This window comes from Roseibium album (assembly GCF_965233825.1).
Taxonomy (GTDB): domain Bacteria; phylum Pseudomonadota; class Alphaproteobacteria; order Rhizobiales; family Stappiaceae; genus Roseibium; species Roseibium album.
In genome coordinates, this window is record NZ_OZ247583.1 from 3787679 (window position 1) to 3803000 (window position 15322).

The 15322-nt window shown below is 57.0% G+C and carries 14 protein-coding genes and 1 pseudogene; 6 read left to right on the forward strand and 9 right to left on the reverse strand.

Annotation, left to right across the window (positions count from 1 at the left end; all coding sequences use genetic code 11):
• Window positions 1–67: 67 nt before the first annotated feature.
• The 6 genes from ACO6TI_RS17260 to ACO6TI_RS17285 form a co-directional block, all read right to left on the reverse strand.
• Window positions 68–2101 carry an ASKHA domain-containing protein gene (locus ACO6TI_RS17260; RefSeq protein ID WP_422382962.1) on the reverse strand — a complete coding sequence of 678 codons (2034 nt, stop codon included), beginning with the start codon at window positions 2099–2101 and terminating at the stop codon, window positions 68–70.
• Window positions 2102–2278: 177 nt separating this feature from the next.
• Window positions 2279–3235: a methyltetrahydrofolate cobalamin methyltransferase gene (locus ACO6TI_RS17265; protein ID WP_196914810.1), complete on the reverse strand. Its 957-nt coding sequence runs from the start codon at window positions 3233–3235 to the stop codon at window positions 2279–2281.
• Window positions 3236–4126 (reverse strand): methylenetetrahydrofolate reductase, encoded by an 891-nt coding sequence (locus tag ACO6TI_RS17270; RefSeq protein WP_055118770.1) that lies wholly within the window; start codon window positions 4124–4126, stop codon window positions 3236–3238.
• Window positions 4119–4421, reverse strand: coding sequence for a virulence factor (locus tag ACO6TI_RS17275; RefSeq protein ID WP_055118768.1), 303 nt, complete (start codon window positions 4419–4421; stop codon window positions 4119–4121). Before ACO6TI_RS17275 ends, ACO6TI_RS17270 begins: the two co-directional genes overlap by 8 nt.
• A 103-nt stretch (window positions 4422–4524) precedes the next feature.
• A complete protein-coding gene (locus tag ACO6TI_RS17280; RefSeq protein WP_196998569.1) occupies window positions 4525–5172 on the reverse strand; it encodes a DUF1638 domain-containing protein in 648 nt (215 codons plus the stop codon).
• Between the two features lie 25 nt (window positions 5173–5197).
• Window positions 5198–5902 (reverse strand): corrinoid protein, encoded by a 705-nt coding sequence (locus ACO6TI_RS17285; RefSeq protein ID WP_055118764.1) that lies wholly within the window; start codon window positions 5900–5902, stop codon window positions 5198–5200.
• Between the two features lie 209 nt (window positions 5903–6111).
• On the opposite strand from ACO6TI_RS17285, the gene ACO6TI_RS17290 reads away from it, so the two are divergent.
• Together ACO6TI_RS17290 and ACO6TI_RS17295 are read left to right on the forward strand one after the other, a co-directional pair.
• A complete protein-coding gene (locus ACO6TI_RS17290; RefSeq protein ID WP_196998570.1) occupies window positions 6112–6690 on the forward strand; it encodes a hypothetical protein in 579 nt (192 codons plus the stop codon).
• Window positions 6691–6748: 58 nt separating this feature from the next.
• Complete coding sequence (locus ACO6TI_RS17295; RefSeq protein WP_422382963.1) at window positions 6749–7144, forward strand: hypothetical protein; 396 nt, start codon at window positions 6749–6751, stop codon at window positions 7142–7144.
• A 74-nt stretch (window positions 7145–7218) separates the two neighbouring features.
• On the opposite strand, the gene ACO6TI_RS17300 is transcribed toward ACO6TI_RS17295, so the two are convergent.
• Entirely contained in the window at window positions 7219–8889 is a 1671-nt protein-coding gene (locus ACO6TI_RS17300) for a formate--tetrahydrofolate ligase (protein WP_422382964.1), read from the reverse strand.
• A gap of 516 nt (window positions 8890–9405) precedes the next feature.
• Between ACO6TI_RS17300 and ACO6TI_RS17305 the strand changes: the two genes are divergently transcribed.
• The 4 genes from ACO6TI_RS17305 to tdh all read left to right on the forward strand — a co-directional run bounded on the left by ACO6TI_RS17305 (window position 9406) and on the right by tdh (window position 13269).
• Window positions 9406–9966 carry a helix-turn-helix domain-containing protein gene (locus ACO6TI_RS17305; RefSeq protein WP_029062348.1) on the forward strand — a complete coding sequence of 187 codons (561 nt, stop codon included), beginning with the start codon at window positions 9406–9408 and terminating at the stop codon, window positions 9964–9966.
• A gap of 125 nt (window positions 9967–10091) precedes the next feature.
• Window positions 10092–11279, forward strand: a complete 1188-nt coding sequence (locus ACO6TI_RS17310) for a glycine C-acetyltransferase (RefSeq protein WP_422382965.1) — start codon at window positions 10092–10094, stop codon at window positions 11277–11279.
• A complete protein-coding gene (locus ACO6TI_RS17315) occupies window positions 11276–12232 on the forward strand; it encodes a PLP-dependent cysteine synthase family protein (protein WP_196892968.1) in 957 nt (318 codons plus the stop codon). The genes ACO6TI_RS17310 and ACO6TI_RS17315 overlap by 4 nt, the downstream gene beginning before the upstream one ends.
• Complete coding sequence (gene tdh, locus ACO6TI_RS17320) at window positions 12232–13269, forward strand: L-threonine 3-dehydrogenase (protein WP_196878807.1); 1038 nt, start codon at window positions 12232–12234, stop codon at window positions 13267–13269. The genes ACO6TI_RS17315 and tdh overlap by 1 nt, the downstream gene beginning before the upstream one ends.
• 326 nt (window positions 13270–13595) lie before the next feature.
• Here the strand turns inward: tdh and ACO6TI_RS17325 are convergent, their stop codons facing one another.
• Complete coding sequence (locus ACO6TI_RS17325; RefSeq protein ID WP_422382966.1) at window positions 13596–14321, reverse strand: hypothetical protein; 726 nt, start codon at window positions 14319–14321, stop codon at window positions 13596–13598.
• 115 nt (window positions 14322–14436) lie between these two features.
• Window positions 14437–15202 (reverse strand): annotated as a pseudogene (locus tag ACO6TI_RS17330) (IS5 family transposase).
• Between the last annotated feature and the right edge of the window lie 120 nt (window positions 15203–15322).

Consider the following 15322-nt stretch of genomic DNA (forward strand, 5'->3'; position numbering starts at 1 on the left):
GTTTCGGATACTGTCAGTTCACAAGACGCACGCAAAGGGTCACCTCATTCGAGCCGGGTACAGTTGCCTATCCCCTGCGACGCCGACGGCGTCGCTCACCCCCTGAGGCATCGGTGGTTGGCTGTTCCTTGCTCTCGGGCAATTCGATTGCGGACCTGAGGTTCGGGAATTGGTCAACCTTGTTCGGCAGCGCCATGGCATTGACGAAATGTTCCTGGAATTTCGGTTCCAGGGCAGTCTCGATCTTCTCGATGTCACGAACCGTTTGTTCGATTTCGCGCCTGTGTCCCCGATTCAACAATGCCATGCGCGCTCCCGTTCCGGCTGCATTGCCAACCCCGGAAACGCCTTCGAGCGGGCAATCGGGAATGAGGCCGAGGATCATCGCGTATTTGGGATCGATATAGCTGCCGAATGCACCTGCAAGGCGAATTCGCTCCAGCGCGTAAGTGCCGAGCTTGTCCTGAAGAAGTTTCACACCGGCGTAGAGCGCACCTTTCGCCAGCTGGATGGCACGGATATCCGTCTGCAGGATCGAAATCTCGATGTTCTCGTCTGCGATGACATAGGAAAAGGTACGTCCATTGGACCTGATGCGCTGTGTTCGCTCGGCCATGGACCCATCGATGACACCATTCTCGGTGATCAGTCCGGCAAGATACATCTCTGCGACAGCTTCGATAATGCCCGAGCCGCAGATGCCTGTGACACCGACACTGTCTATTTTTTCCGAAAATCCTTCCTCGTCCGACCATTCGTCAACGCCGATCACCTTGAAACGGGGTTCAAGTGTTTCCTTGTCGATGCGAAGGCGTTCAATCGCACCGGGAGCGGCGCGTTGACCCGATGAGATTTCGGCTCCTTCAAATGCCGGACCGGTCGGTGAGGAGGCTGCCAGCAACCGGTCCTTGTTTCCGAGAACGATCTCGGCATTCGTACCGACGTCGACAAGCAGCGTGATCTCGTCGTGGCTGTAAGGACTTTCGGAGAGCGTTGCGGCAGCGGCATCCGCACCGACATGACCGGCAATACACGGCAACATGTAGACGCGCGCACCCGGATTGAGTTCCAGATCGAGGTCGCGGGCAGGCAACACCATTGCGTCGGAAGCAGCCAGCGCAAACGGGGCGCCACCAAGCTCAACCGGATCGATGCCGAGAAAGAGATGGTGCATCACCGGGTTGCCGACGAACGTTGCGTCCATAACATCTGACCGTTCAGCGCCGACATCTCCAACAAGCTTGCCGATCAGCGAGTTGATGGCATCACGCACTGCTTTGGTCAGATCGGGAAGCTTGGAGGGGTTCATCTGCACATAGGACACCCGTGACATAAGGTCTTCACCGAACCGGATCTGCGGATTGGAAGTTCCGGCAGACGAGACGGTGCGGCCATTCCTGAGGTTGCACAGATGGGCAGCGATGGTTGTCGAACCGATATCGACGGCAAGGCCGTAAACGGCGTTTTTTTTCCCCGGCCACAGTGCGGTGACAGTCGGTTGAATGGACGCATCGACATAAACTGCCGCAGTTACGGTCCATTTCCCGGACCGCAAGATAGTTTGCACTCGGGGCAACAGCAGCGGATCAACTATGAGATCGCCAATTCCGGTTTCTGCTGCAATCGCTTCCCGCAGACGGTCGATATCCCCGCGCGGCGTTTCCATGTCCGGTTCGACGATCGAGACCGTCACGAGCGTAACGGCGCTGTCAGCGTCGATATGCTTGGCCTCGGCGCGTTTGCGCACCACCTGGCGATTTGTCTGAGCATCCGTCGGGATGTCGATGACCAGGTCGCCCAGAATCCTTGCCTGGCAGGACAGGCGCCGGTCGGCAGGCAGATTGCGCAGGGTCGCGTAACGTGTTTCCGCCTCTGTCGCACCTTCAAGGTTATCGGCGACGCTTGTCAGGTTCTCCTTGGCAAAAGTGCCTTCCGAGACGGCCACCTGGCAGCGACCGCAAATACCGCGCCCGCCACAGACGGATTCGACATAGACACCCAGGGACCGGGCCGCATCCAGAAGCGGAGTTCCGACGGTAAATGTACCTCGCCGGCCACTTGGCTGGAAAACGACTTTTGCTGTTTTGCTGTCTTCGGTCATGAGCGCTTCAAATATCTGTCTGGGACATCCGGCAGTTCAAAACGTCCGTCTTGGACATCTCCTGCATATCGTGGTCACTGAGCACAAAACCCCTCCCCGGAAAAAGGGGAAGGGGATTGAGGCGTTTCAGCTGTTTCAGGCAGGACAGTGAAGCCGTCCCGATTTGTATCGAACCCTTCAGCCTGCAGAAAGCCGCGCTGCACGGCCTCCTCTCCGGCGTCCACCGGAAGGGGCACCACCTTCCGCCGGTGCTGCCGTTGCACCTGCGGCGGCTGGCTTGTGATCCCGGTATGTCATGATCCATTCCTGGCAGTTCGGGTCAGTCCCGTTCAGCACGTTGGCGGCACGAACCGCTTCCATTTCCTGCGGGCGGCACGGGTTCATAATTGCCGACGTCATGCCGGCACCGATTACCATCGGGATGAAGCCGGCGTTGATGCCGTGCCGGTGCGGCAGGCCGAAGGAAACGTTGGACAGGCCGCAAGTCGTGTTGACCTTCAACTCGTCGCGTAGACGACGCAACAGCTTGAAGACCTGGAGTCCGGCCGTTCCCATGGCACCGATCGGCATGACGAGTGGGTCGACGACAATATCGTGCGCAGGGATGCCGAAATCGGCGGCACGTTCCACGATCTTCTTGGCTACCGCGAAGCGGACATCCGGATCTTCCGAAATACCCGTTTCGTCGTTCGAAATGGCAACCACGGGAACATCGTATTTCTTGATCAGCGGCAGGATTGCCTCGAGCTTTTCTTCCTCACCTGTCACCGAATTTACCAGCGGACGGCCCTTGGCCGTTTCAAGACCGGCCTTGATGGCTTCGGTTACGGATGAATCGATAGACAAAGGAATGTCTGTAAGTCCTTGAACTATCTCAAGGGTTTTAACCAGAAGCGGGGGCTCGGTTTCGTTCGGGTTGACAGCGGTCACTCCCGCGTTGATGTCAAGCATTGTGGCGCCGGCGGCGACCTGTGCCAGGGCATCGGCCTTCACCGTTTCGAAGTTGCCCTCAACCATCTCGGCCGCCAGTTTCTTGCGTCCGGTCGGATTGATCCGCTCGCCGATTACGCAGAACGGTTGGTCGAAACCGATGATGATTTCCTTTGTGGCGGATGCGACGACTGTGCGTGTCATTTAGGCGCTCTCGTTGGCAGTCAGGGATGATGAGGGTTGAAAGGACCAGCTCCCGCGGCCGTGCAGCCAGTCCGCGGTTTTCTGGATCCCACCAAAAGGATAGACGTGGATCTGCTCGAGCTGTGCTCCCGGTTGGCTGGTGACACGTGTCTCCAGTGGCTCCACCATTGTGTTCGGATCGTACCCGGCCAGCATGGAGACCACCGCACCACCGCGTTTCTTCAGAAAGTTCAGAGAGTTTTCGACACCCGCAAACGCGGCGTATTTCAGAAGTGTCGTCATCTTGGCCGGCCCTGCGACGCCAATGTGAACGGGGAAGGCATTTCCCCAATCACGCAGCTCGTCCAGCCAGAGGCTGACGCGGTGCGGGTCGAAGCCGAACTGCGTCACGATCCGGAAGTCCGCATCGCTTTCGGCAGCCAGTTCGTGTTTGCGCATCAAGAAGGACCTGATTGCATCCGGCTTGATGTCGGGAGCGCCTTCAGGATGACCTGCGACCGCAATTTTCCGGATGCCGAGTTTGTCGAACAGACCGGTCTCAAGCAGGGCAACCGACGAGGTCAGCGGACCGGCCTTTTCAGCTTCGCCGGCAATCGCCAGTACTTCGGTCGCACCACCTTCCTGTGTCAGGCGTGTGATCCTGCGTTCGAAAGCCTCGAGAGACGGATAGCGACGCGCGGCCATGTGCGGCACGGCAATGAGATTGCGGTCCGTCAGCGTGCGCGTCGCCTGGACAATCATGTCTTCCGAAGCGTTGCCCAGGTCGGTCACATAAACCTGTGTGCCGGTGGGAATGTTCACCAGAACCTCGGATTTTTCGACCACCTGTTTCGGTGACATCTCGGTGGAGGCGGCGAGGCGCCCATTGGCCAACAGGCGCTGCTCAGTCATTCTCGGTGCCTCCACTTGCAAGAAGGGTTTTCAATCGGTCTTTCGGATAGGCGGCGAGCAATTCGCTCAATGCCGTTTCCGCCTCCGTCTCCAGGTCGTCAGAGACCTCGACGGGATCGCTTCGGCGCCATTCGGCCATGTAAGCTTCGCTGTCCTTGGCTCCGACGCGCATGGCACAGGCATCAATGGCCTCCATGAACATGGCAGGCAATTCTCGGCGCGCCGACTTGCGTCCCTTTTTCACCAGGATCTGCGCCGGGATATCACGCCAAAAAACGAAAATTTTCTGCGCCATTTTCTCTCTTTCCTCTGAGAGCATGTTTGCCGGAAGTCACTATTTTCAGGTCGCCTGATAGCGGCATGAGCGTGCTGAAAACCGACCTGTCCAATGAGCCGTATCAAGGTTCGTTCGTGCCGCCGAGAAAGGTCGAAAGCATCCCGTATCCTGTTCGGCGGATTTCAAATTCCAGCTGGAGCCTCTCGGCGGCCTCGCGGGCAGCTGTTTCAAGTTTCGGATTGTCCGTCTGTGCGAGATAGACGAGCCGCTTGTAGTGGGCGAAATACATGTCCCTGAGATGCGGATGCCAGTCGAGACCGAGCGGTTCGATGACCATTGTCTGGAAGTGGCGTGCAAGGAAATCGGTCAGATAAAATGTGCCGAGTTCTTCCTCTGAAATTTTTTCGAATTCTTCAAGGCCGGAAAAGAACGCGTAGCAGTGCGCTCCTTCGATGCGTTTGGCGCCGGTTTCCTCCAGCACCTTGTCAAGAAGGCCACCGGTTCCACAGTCGCCGTAGCCGATGAGGATTTCGGAATAAACGTCCTGGTTCAGCAGAATAGCGCGACGGACCTCGTCGGGTATCTTGTCCGGTGTGTTGTGCAGCTTGGCCGGCAGGCAGGTGAGGTCGATATGGTCGAGGCCATTCAGATCACGAATGGCGACAATCTCACGTGCGAGCGCACCGCAAGCGATGATCAGGACGCGGCCGATCTTGTTGTTTGCGTCCTGATCTGTCTCGAACGGAAAAAGAGGCTCGCCGGTATGCATGTCGGCAGCCCCTTCAAACACCGTCTCAGCCTTTGGAGGCGAGTTGGTTGTGACGGCGGGCGATCAGGTCTTTTGCCATTTCCACCGCGACGGCTGCATCGCGGCAATACCCGTCCGCTCCCACAGCTTCACCGAATTCCTCGTTCAGCGGTGCACCGCCGACAAGCACGATGTAGTCGTCACGGATGCCTTTCGCCTTCATCTCGTCGATCACGACTTTCATGTAAGGCATGGTGGTGGTCAGAAGGGCGGACATGCCCAGGATTTCCGGCTGGTGCTCTTCGAGCGCGGCCAGGTAATTCTCGACCGGGTTGTTGATGCCGATATCGATGACTTCGAAGCCGGCGCCTTCCATCATCATGGAGACGAGGTTCTTGCCGATATCATGAATATCGCCCTTCACCGTTCCGATGACCATCTTGCCGACTTTCGGTGCACCGGTTTCAGCAAGCAACGGGCGCAGGATGCTCATTCCGGCCTTCATCGCATTGGCCGACAGCAGAACTTCCGGTACGAACAGGATACCGTCCCGGAAATCGACGCCTACGATCCGCATGCCTTCAACGAGTGCCTTGGTCAGGACGTCATAAGGCACCCAGCCGCGCTCAAGGAGAATGTTCACGGCTTCGAGGATCTCGTCCTGAAGGCCGTCATATAGGTCGTCATGCATCTGCTCGACAAGCTCGTCGTCGGAGAGAGACGCGAGATCGATATCTTCTTCATCGGACATGGGCAGCTCCAACTGGGCGCAAGTAACTCTAATCTACCTAAAATGTTATGCCTTAAGGCAGATTCGCCGATATCTCCAATGCGACACGGCTAGTCGCTTACGCGACAGCCGAAGAGTTGATCGTGAGTTGAACAGCTTTGTTGATTGCCGGAAACTTCACTATTAAGAGTTGTGTTCAGCGTGTCTTGTATCAAAATCGGATTTAAGGAATGAGATCGACGTATCTGGCAATGCTCGTATTTTTTCTCTTTGGGTATTCGGAACTCCATGTTCACGCCGAGGTGAATACGCCGGAAGCAGAACCGATCGAAGCTCAACAGATTGAAGCAAAAGAAATTGGGCGTGCGCGCCAGGCCTTTTCCGGCTTCGGGCTGGGTCTGGAAGAAAAGCAAGAGGTCTATCGCGCCTTGCGGCAGCTCGGCTATGCGAACGAAGATCTTGAAATACCGGATTTTCTATTGCGAAAAGGCACAATCCATGCAGTTGCGGAGTTTCAAAGGGCAATCGGAGCCGCGGCAACGGGGTTTTTAACCAGCGACCAGGTCGAGGTGCTGCGCAGTGCTGCAGGACGATCGAGCCAGAGTGCTCACATGGCAGGCAACAATGCCAAATCGGCTTTCGAGAACCTGAACTTGGGTTGTGAAGATCACCGCAATCTTGAAGCGGATTCAGGGCAGATTTGGTTTGACCGTCAACGGTTACGTGAATTCCGAGTTGTTCGAAAAGGCGAAGACAATTCCACTGCAGGTCGTTCGCGAACCGCGTCGGCCACAGAAACTCTACTTTGATGCGGAAGAGCGACCGGCCTCGAAAGACTGGAGTCTCTGGAAGAGCCGGAGCGACGACATGTGTGAAATATCGACCTTCTCCATTCACGAGGATGGTTTCACAGGCAGTGCATCACCCGCAGGTGTCGCTCTGATACGCGGGTCAGACTGGAAACGGAATTCGGTCAACATCAGTGTGCGTCTCAGGAATTGGAAGCGGGACACAATTCCCCAATTGCGCGTGAGAGGTCGAACTTACTTGATGATGGAAGCTTTTGGACGAACCGTGCTGGTCGGCGAAGACGGTCTGAGAATAGACAATTACAACAAGAACTACTCAAACCTTATCGATGGCATGATGAGTGCGAACGGCTTTGAAATCACTTACGAAACAGACTTCGGGACGAAGGCCGTGGTGAGTTTTTCAGCACTCGGCCTTACAAAACAGCTTCGGGCAATCATGAAAGTGTGCTAGCCGCCCATCATCTTCACAATAGAAAAGGGCGGGTCGATTGACCCGCCCGAATCAACTGCTCTGGTCCGGACAGATCAGAACAGGCCTTCGATCTGGCCGTTGTCATCCAGCCGGATATGGTTCGCTGACGGCACGCGCGGAAGACCGGGCATGGTCATGATTTCACCGCAGATCGCGACAATGAAACCGGCGCCTGCCGACAACCGAACTTCGCGGACCGGCAGGCTGTGGCCGGTCGGTGCGCCGCGAAGCTGCGGATCGGTGGAGAATGAATATTGCGTCTTGGCCATGCACACCGGCAAATCGCCGAAGCCATCAGCTTCCCAGCGCTTGAGCTGATCCCGCACCGACTTGTCCGCAAGAACCTCGTCCGCCCGGTAGATCCGTTTTGCCACGGTCTCGATCTTTTCAAACAGGGAAAGTCCGTCCTCGTAAAGCGGAGCAAACTGGGCCGCACCGCTTTCAGCAAGTTCTGCAACCCTTACCGCCAGCTCTTCCGTGCCTGGAGAGCCGTTGGCCCAGTGCGTTGCCAGGATCGCATCGACGCCGAGATCGGCGCAGTAGTCCTTGACGGCCTGGACTTCAGCTTCCGTGTCAGCAGTGAAGTGGTTGATGGCAACGACCGCCGGAACGCCGAACTGCTTGACGTTCTCGATATGGCGGCCAAGGTTGGCACAGCCCTTGGCGACTGCATCGACGTTTTCCGTTCCAAGATCTTCCTTGGCGATACCACCGTTCATCTTCAGTGCCTTGATCGTGGCGACGATCACGACTGCATCAGGTGAAAGGCCGGCCTTGCGGCACTTGATGTCAAAGAACTTCTCGGCACCGAGGTCAGCGCCGAAACCGGCTTCCGTGACCACATAGTCTGCAAGTTTGAGGGCTGACTGGGTCGCAACGACCGAGTTGCAGCCATGGGCGATGTTGGCGAACGGACCACCATGGATAAAGGCCGGATTGTTCTCCAGCGTCTGGACCAGGTTCGGCTGCAGCGCTTCCTTCAAAAGCACGGTCATTGCACCGTCGGCTTCCAGGTCACGTGCGCGGATCGGCGAGCGGTCGCGGCGGTAGGCGACGATAATGTCACCAAGACGTGTCTGCAGGTCTTCCAGATCTGTTGCCAGGCAGAGGATTGCCATGATCTCGGAAGCAACCGTGATGTCGAAACCGCCCTCACGCGGGAAGCCGTTGGCGACACCACCGAGCGAGCAGACTATCGAACGCAGCGCACGGTCGTTCATGTCGAGCACGCGGCGCCAGACAACGCGGCGCTGATCGATGCCGAGTTCGTTGCCCCAGTAGATGTGATTCTCGATCAGGGCGGAGAGGAGGTTGTGTGCAGATGTGATGGCATGGAAATCACCCGTGAAATGCAGGTTGATGTCTTCCATGGGGACGACCTGCGCATAGCCACCGCCGGCTGCGCCGCCTTTCATGCCGAAGCACGGTCCCAGGGACGGTTCGCGCAGGCAGATCATGGCGTTCTTGCCAATCTTGTTGAGACCGTCGCCGAGACCCACAGTCGTCGTGGTCTTGCCTTCGCCGGCAGGTGTCGGATTGATCGCGGTGACGAGGATCAATTTGCCGTTTTCGCGCCCACCAAGGCCCTCGATGAACTCCGCCGAAATCTTTGCTTTTGTACGGCCGTAGGGCAGGAGGGATTCATTGGGTATGTTCAGCCGGTCACCGATCTCCTGGATCGGTTTCATCTTGGCTGCACGGGCAATTTCGATATCGCTTGCCATTGGTTTTTCTCCGCGGCGTGTCCTTGAAAACTGGCTTGGGCCGGCAAGGTAAAGTACCCGCCGGCGACTGACGGCACGCTATGTGAGAGCGCACTGCAGCATGTGTTCCGAATGCGACAGGATGCACTCCGGAAACGACGATGCCGAGTGGTGCGGTGAACCAGTTGTGGAATCAGCAGGTTTCTGTCCTGAAACAGGCATTTAAAAAACGGCACATTGTGAAATTCGACGAAGTGAGCCCATGGCCATACCTTCATTAATGAGATTGAAGTGGTGTCAGACACGTCGAATATCGGCTCTTAAAAACGCAATAAGCGGGTTAGGCGTTCGCTCTAGCGGCTTGATGTCGCAAATCAAAGCCGCGTTGACGCCGCTTTGCTATGGGATGAAATTGCCCTGCTACAATGCTGCCCGCACTTGAAAATCGAACGCTTTCCTGCGAGCTTGCGTCTCGAATCCAGGCAATTCACCTCCACCATTTCGACCTCATTTGCAAAGGCGCGGGCTTATTCCGGCATGACAGATTCAGACATCTTATCCCGTCTTCCCGAACGCCTGAAAAACGCCCGGCGTGCGCAAGGCCTGTCACTGGAAGCGGTTGAGAAACTCTCCGGCGTTTCCCGCTCGATGGTCAGTCAGATTGAACGCGGCGAGTCGAATCCAACCGTTGCAACATTGCTCAACCTGACAAGGGCGCTGGATGTCGACTTCGCCGGGTTGTTGGGGGAAGAAGCTGCGGAAGACAGGGTCGAGATCTTGCACGACCACCAGACCCCGGCGCTGGACCGTGCCGGCGACGGATGCAAGATTCGAATACTCTCGCCGCCACAGGACACCGGAAAGCTGGAGGTCTACGAGCTCATCTTTGCCAAGGGTGGCAGACTGGACAGCAAGCCGCACGAGCGTGGGACCCGGGAGCAACTGATTGCCGAGGAAGGGCGTCTTGAAGTGACCTCGGGGGTTGCCAAGGGCATCATCGACAAGGGTGACACGGCCCGATACGCCGCCGATGTGCCGCATTGCATCGAAGCCGTCAGCGGGCCCGCACGGGCGATCCTGTTAGTTGTGAACGTCTAGGACGCCACTCCTGCAACTATCCGAACTGCACGCGGTGCGAATTCCGGCATAATGGAAGAAGCGTCTTTTATTTGAAAAAAAATCCGGTATAATGGATGAAATTTCCATTTTGCCGGAGTCCTGTCGTGTCTGATGCCTTTCTGTCTCATATCGCCGAAACCTTGAAGGAAATCGAGGCTGAAGGGCTCTACAAGAAAGAACGCCTGATCTCCTCACCGCAAGGGGGGGTGATTACCGTTGGCGGGCGTGAGGTCATCAACCTGTGCGCCAACAACTATCTTGGGTTGGCGGACCATCCGGCGCTTGAAGAAGCGGCGCGCAAGGCGCTGGAACCCAAGGGTTACGGTATGGCGTCAGTGCGCTTCATCTGTGGCACCCAGGACATTCACCGTCAGCTGGAACAGCGTCTGGCACAGTTTCTGGGCAAGGACGACTCCATTCTTTTCGCTGCTTGTTTCGATGCCAATGGAGGCTTGTTCGAACCGCTTCTGGGGCCGGAAGACGCGATCATATCGGACGCGCTAAATCATGCCTCGATCATTGACGGCATCCGCTTGTGCAAGGCCAGACGCTTCCGATATCAAAATTCCGATATGACGGATCTGGAAGCGAAACTGAAAGAGGCGCGCGAGGGCGGGGCCCGTCACATCATGATTGCCACCGACGGCGTTTTTTCCATGGACGGATACCTGGCGAAATTGCCGGAAGTAACGGCGCTTGCTCAGAAGTACGACGCCCTGGTCATGGTTGACGACTGCCATGCTACCGGCTTCATGGGACCAAAGGGTGAGGGGACACCGGCACATTTTGGTGTTGATGTCGATATTCTGACAGGCACGCTCGGCAAGGCGCTTGGCGGTGGTATCGGAGGCTACATTGCCGGCCCTCAGCCTGTTGTCGATCTTCTTCGCCAGCGTGCGCGCCCCTACCTCTTTTCCAATTCACTCCCGCCGGCCGTCGTCATGAGCGGGCTGGAAGCAATTCGCCTGGTCGAAGAGGGTGACGATCTTCGCCGCAACCTTTTCGAAAATGCGAACTACTGGCGCAAAGGATTGGAAACTCTCGGTTTTGACCTTCTCCCCGGCGAGCATCCGATCATTCCGGTCATGCTTGGCGAAGCGAAGCTGGCACAGGCAATGGCAGCGGCCTTGTTCGAAGAAGGGGTCTATGTTTCCGGTTTCTTTTTTCCGGTGGTTCCCCGTGGGCAGGCGCGAATTCGAACCCAGATGAACGCTGCTCTGACAAGAAACGATCTGGATCGCGCTCTGGAGGCATTCGCAAAGGCGGGCAAGGCGACCGGGGTCCTGTCGTGATTTTCGGTTCGGTCATTGAAACCATCGGCCAGACCCCGATGGTTGAACTCTCCAGGATCGGCCGGGCGCTGGATCTGGACGGGCGGATAATCGCGAAGCTGGACTACCTGCTGCCCGGCTTTTCCAAGAAGGACAGGGCGGCCCGGTCGATCGTGACGGCGGCGCGCGAAAACGGGTCGCTGCGCCCCGGGCAGACAGTGGTCGAACTGACGTCCGGCAACATGGGAACCGGGTTGGCTATTGTCTGCGGCGTGCTGGGACATCCGTTCGTTGCCGTCATGAGCGCGGGAAACTCAAGCGAGCGCGCGAAGATGATGCGAGCTCTCGGGGCTGAAGTCGTCATCGTTCCACAGTCTGAAAACAGCCGTCCGGGTGAAGTTTCCGGCGCGGATCTGGCGTTGGTGGATGAGGTTGCAAAAGAGATAACCGCCGAACGCAACGCCTTCAGGGCCGATCAGTTCGGTCATTTCGGCAACCCGGAAGCGCATGAGACCGGAACTGGTCCGGAGATCTGGGCACAGTCGGAAGGGACGGTGACCGCGTTTTGTGATTTTGCCGGATCCGGTGGCACCCTGGCGGGTGTGACCCGCTTCCTGGTGCAAAAGGGAGTGAATTCCTATGCAGTGGAACCGGCCGGTGCGGAAGCCCTGTCAGGTTCGCCGGTCACATCACCCGAGCACCCTATCCAGGGAGGCGGTTATGCCATGAATGACCTCGACCACCTGCGCGATGTTCCGCTCGCGGGCTATTTGTCAGTATCCGGCGAGGATGCGCGCAAACATGTCCGTCTGCTGGCACGCATGGAAGGCATCTTCGGGGGCTACTCTGCCGGAGCAAATCTTGCCGGCGCCGTTCAGCTTCTGAAAGGCCCGGAAAAGGGCGGGTGTGTCGCCATCGTCATCTGCGACAGCGGATTGAAATACCTTTCCACCGATCTGTGGGAGACCGAATGATGAGCAACCAGATGAAGGCCCTCAGCAAGTTAGAGCCGCGCGAAGGGCTCTGGATGACCCGGGCACCGGTGCCGGAGATCGGACCGGACGAAGTTCTGATCAAGATCCACAAGACCGGTATCTGCGGAACCGACATCCATATCTGGAATTGGGACGACTGGGCTGCGAAAACTGTGCCTGTCCCCCTGATCACCGGTCATGAATTTGCCGGCGAGATCGTGGAACTTGGAAAGAACGTCACGGAATTCGAGATCGGGCAGCGTTGTTCGGGAGAAGGTCACCTGATCGGCAAGCAGTCCCGCCAGTCACGCGCCGGCAAGTTCCATCTCGATCCGGAAACGCGCGGGATCGGTGTGAACGAGCAGGGGGCATTTGCCGAGTATCTGTGTCTGCCTGCCTTCAACGTGGTTCCATTGCCAGATGAAATCGACGATGAAATCGGAGCAATCCTCGATCCGCTCGGAAACGCGGTTCACACGGCTCTGAGTTTTGATCTTGTCGGTGAGGATGTTCTGGTCACCGGAGCTGGGCCGATCGGCATCATGGCGGCTGCCGTTGCCCGTCACGTTGGCGCGCGCAACGTTGTGATCACCGACATCAACCAGGCGCGGCTGGACCTGGCCGCAAAGGTGGTCGATGTTGTGCCGGTAAACGTGGCCAGGGAAGATCTGAAGGGAATCGAACAGAAACTCGGAATGCGGGAAGGCTTCGACGTCGGGCTGGAAATGTCCGGAAGTCAGGCTGCGCTCGATCAGATGGTCGAAAACCTTGTCATGGGCGGTCGCATTGCGTTGTTGGGCATTCCGCCTGGAAAATCGCCCGTTGACTGGTCACGGATTGTCTTCAAGGCGATCACGATCAAGGGGGTGTACGGGCGCGAGATCTTCGAGACCTGGTACAAGATGATTGCGATGCTGCAAAATGGACTGGATGTACGCAACGTGATCACCCATCGCTTCGCCGTCGACGATTTTGAAGCCGGCTTTGCCGCAATGAAATCGGGTGAGGCGGGAAAGGTTGTCCTGAGCTGGACCTGAGAAAGAAAGTTGCCCGGTATTGCGGCATGATTGATGCAGCCGGCAGCGAAACTTCCACGTGATATCTTTTGGGCCGCTTTGACGGAAACCCTCGGAGGTTCGTCCTCGTGGAACCGATATTACCGGTTCACGAGGCGCGGACAGCGACGCGTCAGTCTGTCAGTCCGGTGCAAGTTGAAGATCGTCGGTCACCGGGGCGAATTCTGCCTGTCGGTCATTCAGCGGCAGCCTGGTGACTTCCGGCTACGAAAACCGGATCAAATTCCGGGCAGTTGATCCGGATCTGCCTTTCCTGAGTCTCAACAAGACAGTCAGTCAGTCCGATGTCAGCCCAGCGCAATCTGGCGGAAGTAATTTCGTTTGGAATCCGACCAGAGCTGAGAAAAGAACTTTTCGACAAGCGGTTCCGACACCTTGATCGGAGAGGGGCCGTAATTGTTGTACCTGTCGGAAAGCGCTTTGTTGACCGCATTCGAGAAGTTCACGAAGTCGGTATGATCGGAGGGAAAATCATCGGCCGCGCGGGCAACGATCTCACGAATGGTCTTGTCATTTGCAATCGTGACTGCGGTGATTGAATTGCCGTGCTCCTTCGCAAGCAGGCGATAGGCGGAAGAAAGATCCTCGACAAAACCTGCATTGCTCGTTTGACAGATATACAGGCTGAACGCGTGCAGAAATTCGATTTCCCAATTATCGTCCGTTCGCGCGATCTGTCTGTCGAAAACCTTCCTGACGATGTCGAAACAGAGGAAGCGCAAGACGGACATTGCAAAGAAGTCTTTGTTCGCGCCGACAAAGGGTTGTTTCTTGTGTATCTGACCACATGCTTCGTAATTCGAACGATAAATGTCGAAGAGGTTCTGCGAAGCGGCGATGAATTCGAAGACCGTCGCTATCTCGGCTTGACTGAGACTTCCGCCTCTCATCTCCGCGGCGCTCAAGAGGCCCTTGCGCGCCAGATCAAGGGCCTGCTGCCCTGCGCCCATACAGATGTGCGGGCCGCTGAGTTTGGGCCATTGGACTGCGGTCTTTTTGGCTGCAGGCGGCATTGCCAATCTCCGGTTTCAGGAATTTAATTTGCTCCGAATTGGTGTTGATTTGATTAAGCACGCCCCTGGGCGTGCACCTGGTTGGTGCTGGACGGGCACACGATGTCAGAGCCGCCTAGGCCGCGGACTCATTAACGCGTAGCCAAAGTCGGGTGGCAGCGAGCTTGACGAAGGCAAGGAAGTTGGCTGCGTGTTTCTCATATCGCGTAGCGATGCGCCAACATTGCTTCATCCGGTTGTAAAACCGTTCAACGTGGTTTCGACGATTGTAGAGGTGGGATTGAAACAGATCGGACCGCGCCGGTTCCGGCGCGGTGGGATGTTCGCCCAGCCTCCACGCAAACTCGTGATGTTCTTATCTCGGTCGCGTCGTAAGCCTTGTCTGCGAGAACCATCCCGCTGCTCGGTAGGCCTTCAAATAGAGCATGTGCCATCAGACTGTCATGCTGCTAACCGCCGGTAATCATGACTTGGAGTGGCGGTCCGTTCGCATCGACAACCTCGTGGATTTTGGTCGTCGGCCCTCTGCGCGAACATCCAAAGCTTTCGCTGGTGCTATTCTGGATGCAACTTGCGTGCTGACGTGCTCGGATTATCGTGCTGTCGACAATTTGCACCTCGGCATCGTCCCGATGCGAGATGGCAGGCAGGAAACGGATCAAAACGCCTGCGGAACACCATCGCACGAAGCGATTGCAGCAGGTGGTGTAGGGACCGTAGCGCGCGGGCAGATCACGTCACGGTGTTCCCGATCTCGATATCCAGGAAATGCCGTTCAGGGCACGCCTGTCATCTACACGCGGGACGCCTTGCGATTTGTAACGAAGGATTGGTGCTATCAACCGCCATTCGGCGTCGGTAAAGGCGTGTCTCGTGTTCAAGGCTCATTTTCGGAGCTTGAATCACGCCGGGATACCAAACGTCAATGTCTACCTTGCCCTCAAACACTGCGGCATGGTCCGCTAGGTCGAACTACCACCTAAAGCCCTTTGTGTCTCATT

Coding starts and splice junctions, on each gene's coding strand:
- ACO6TI_RS17260 (WP_422382962.1), bottom strand. CDS start 2,101: ATGACCGAAGACAGCAAAACAGCAAAAGTCGTTTTCCAGCCAAGTGGC.
- ACO6TI_RS17265 (WP_196914810.1), bottom strand. CDS start 3,235: ATGACACGCACAGTCGTCGCATCCGCCACAAAGGAAATCATCATCGGT.
- ACO6TI_RS17270 (WP_055118770.1), bottom strand. CDS start 4,126: ATGACTGAGCAGCGCCTGTTGGCCAATGGGCGCCTCGCCGCCTCCACC.
- ACO6TI_RS17275 (WP_055118768.1), bottom strand. CDS start 4,421: ATGGCGCAGAAAATTTTCGTTTTTTGGCGTGATATCCCGGCGCAGATC.
- ACO6TI_RS17280 (WP_196998569.1), bottom strand. CDS start 5,172: ATGCATACCGGCGAGCCTCTTTTTCCGTTCGAGACAGATCAGGACGCA.
- ACO6TI_RS17285 (WP_055118764.1), bottom strand. CDS start 5,902: ATGTCCGATGAAGAAGATATCGATCTCGCGTCTCTCTCCGACGACGAG.
- ACO6TI_RS17290 (WP_196998570.1), top strand. CDS start 6,112: ATGAGATCGACGTATCTGGCAATGCTCGTATTTTTTCTCTTTGGGTAT.
- ACO6TI_RS17295 (WP_422382963.1), top strand. CDS start 6,749: ATGTGTGAAATATCGACCTTCTCCATTCACGAGGATGGTTTCACAGGC.
- ACO6TI_RS17300 (WP_422382964.1), bottom strand. CDS start 8,889: ATGGCAAGCGATATCGAAATTGCCCGTGCAGCCAAGATGAAACCGATC.
- ACO6TI_RS17305 (WP_029062348.1), top strand. CDS start 9,406: ATGACAGATTCAGACATCTTATCCCGTCTTCCCGAACGCCTGAAAAAC.
- tdh (WP_196878807.1), top strand. CDS start 12,232: ATGAGCAACCAGATGAAGGCCCTCAGCAAGTTAGAGCCGCGCGAAGGG.
- ACO6TI_RS17325 (WP_422382966.1), bottom strand. CDS start 14,321: ATGCCGCCTGCAGCCAAAAAGACCGCAGTCCAATGGCCCAAACTCAGC.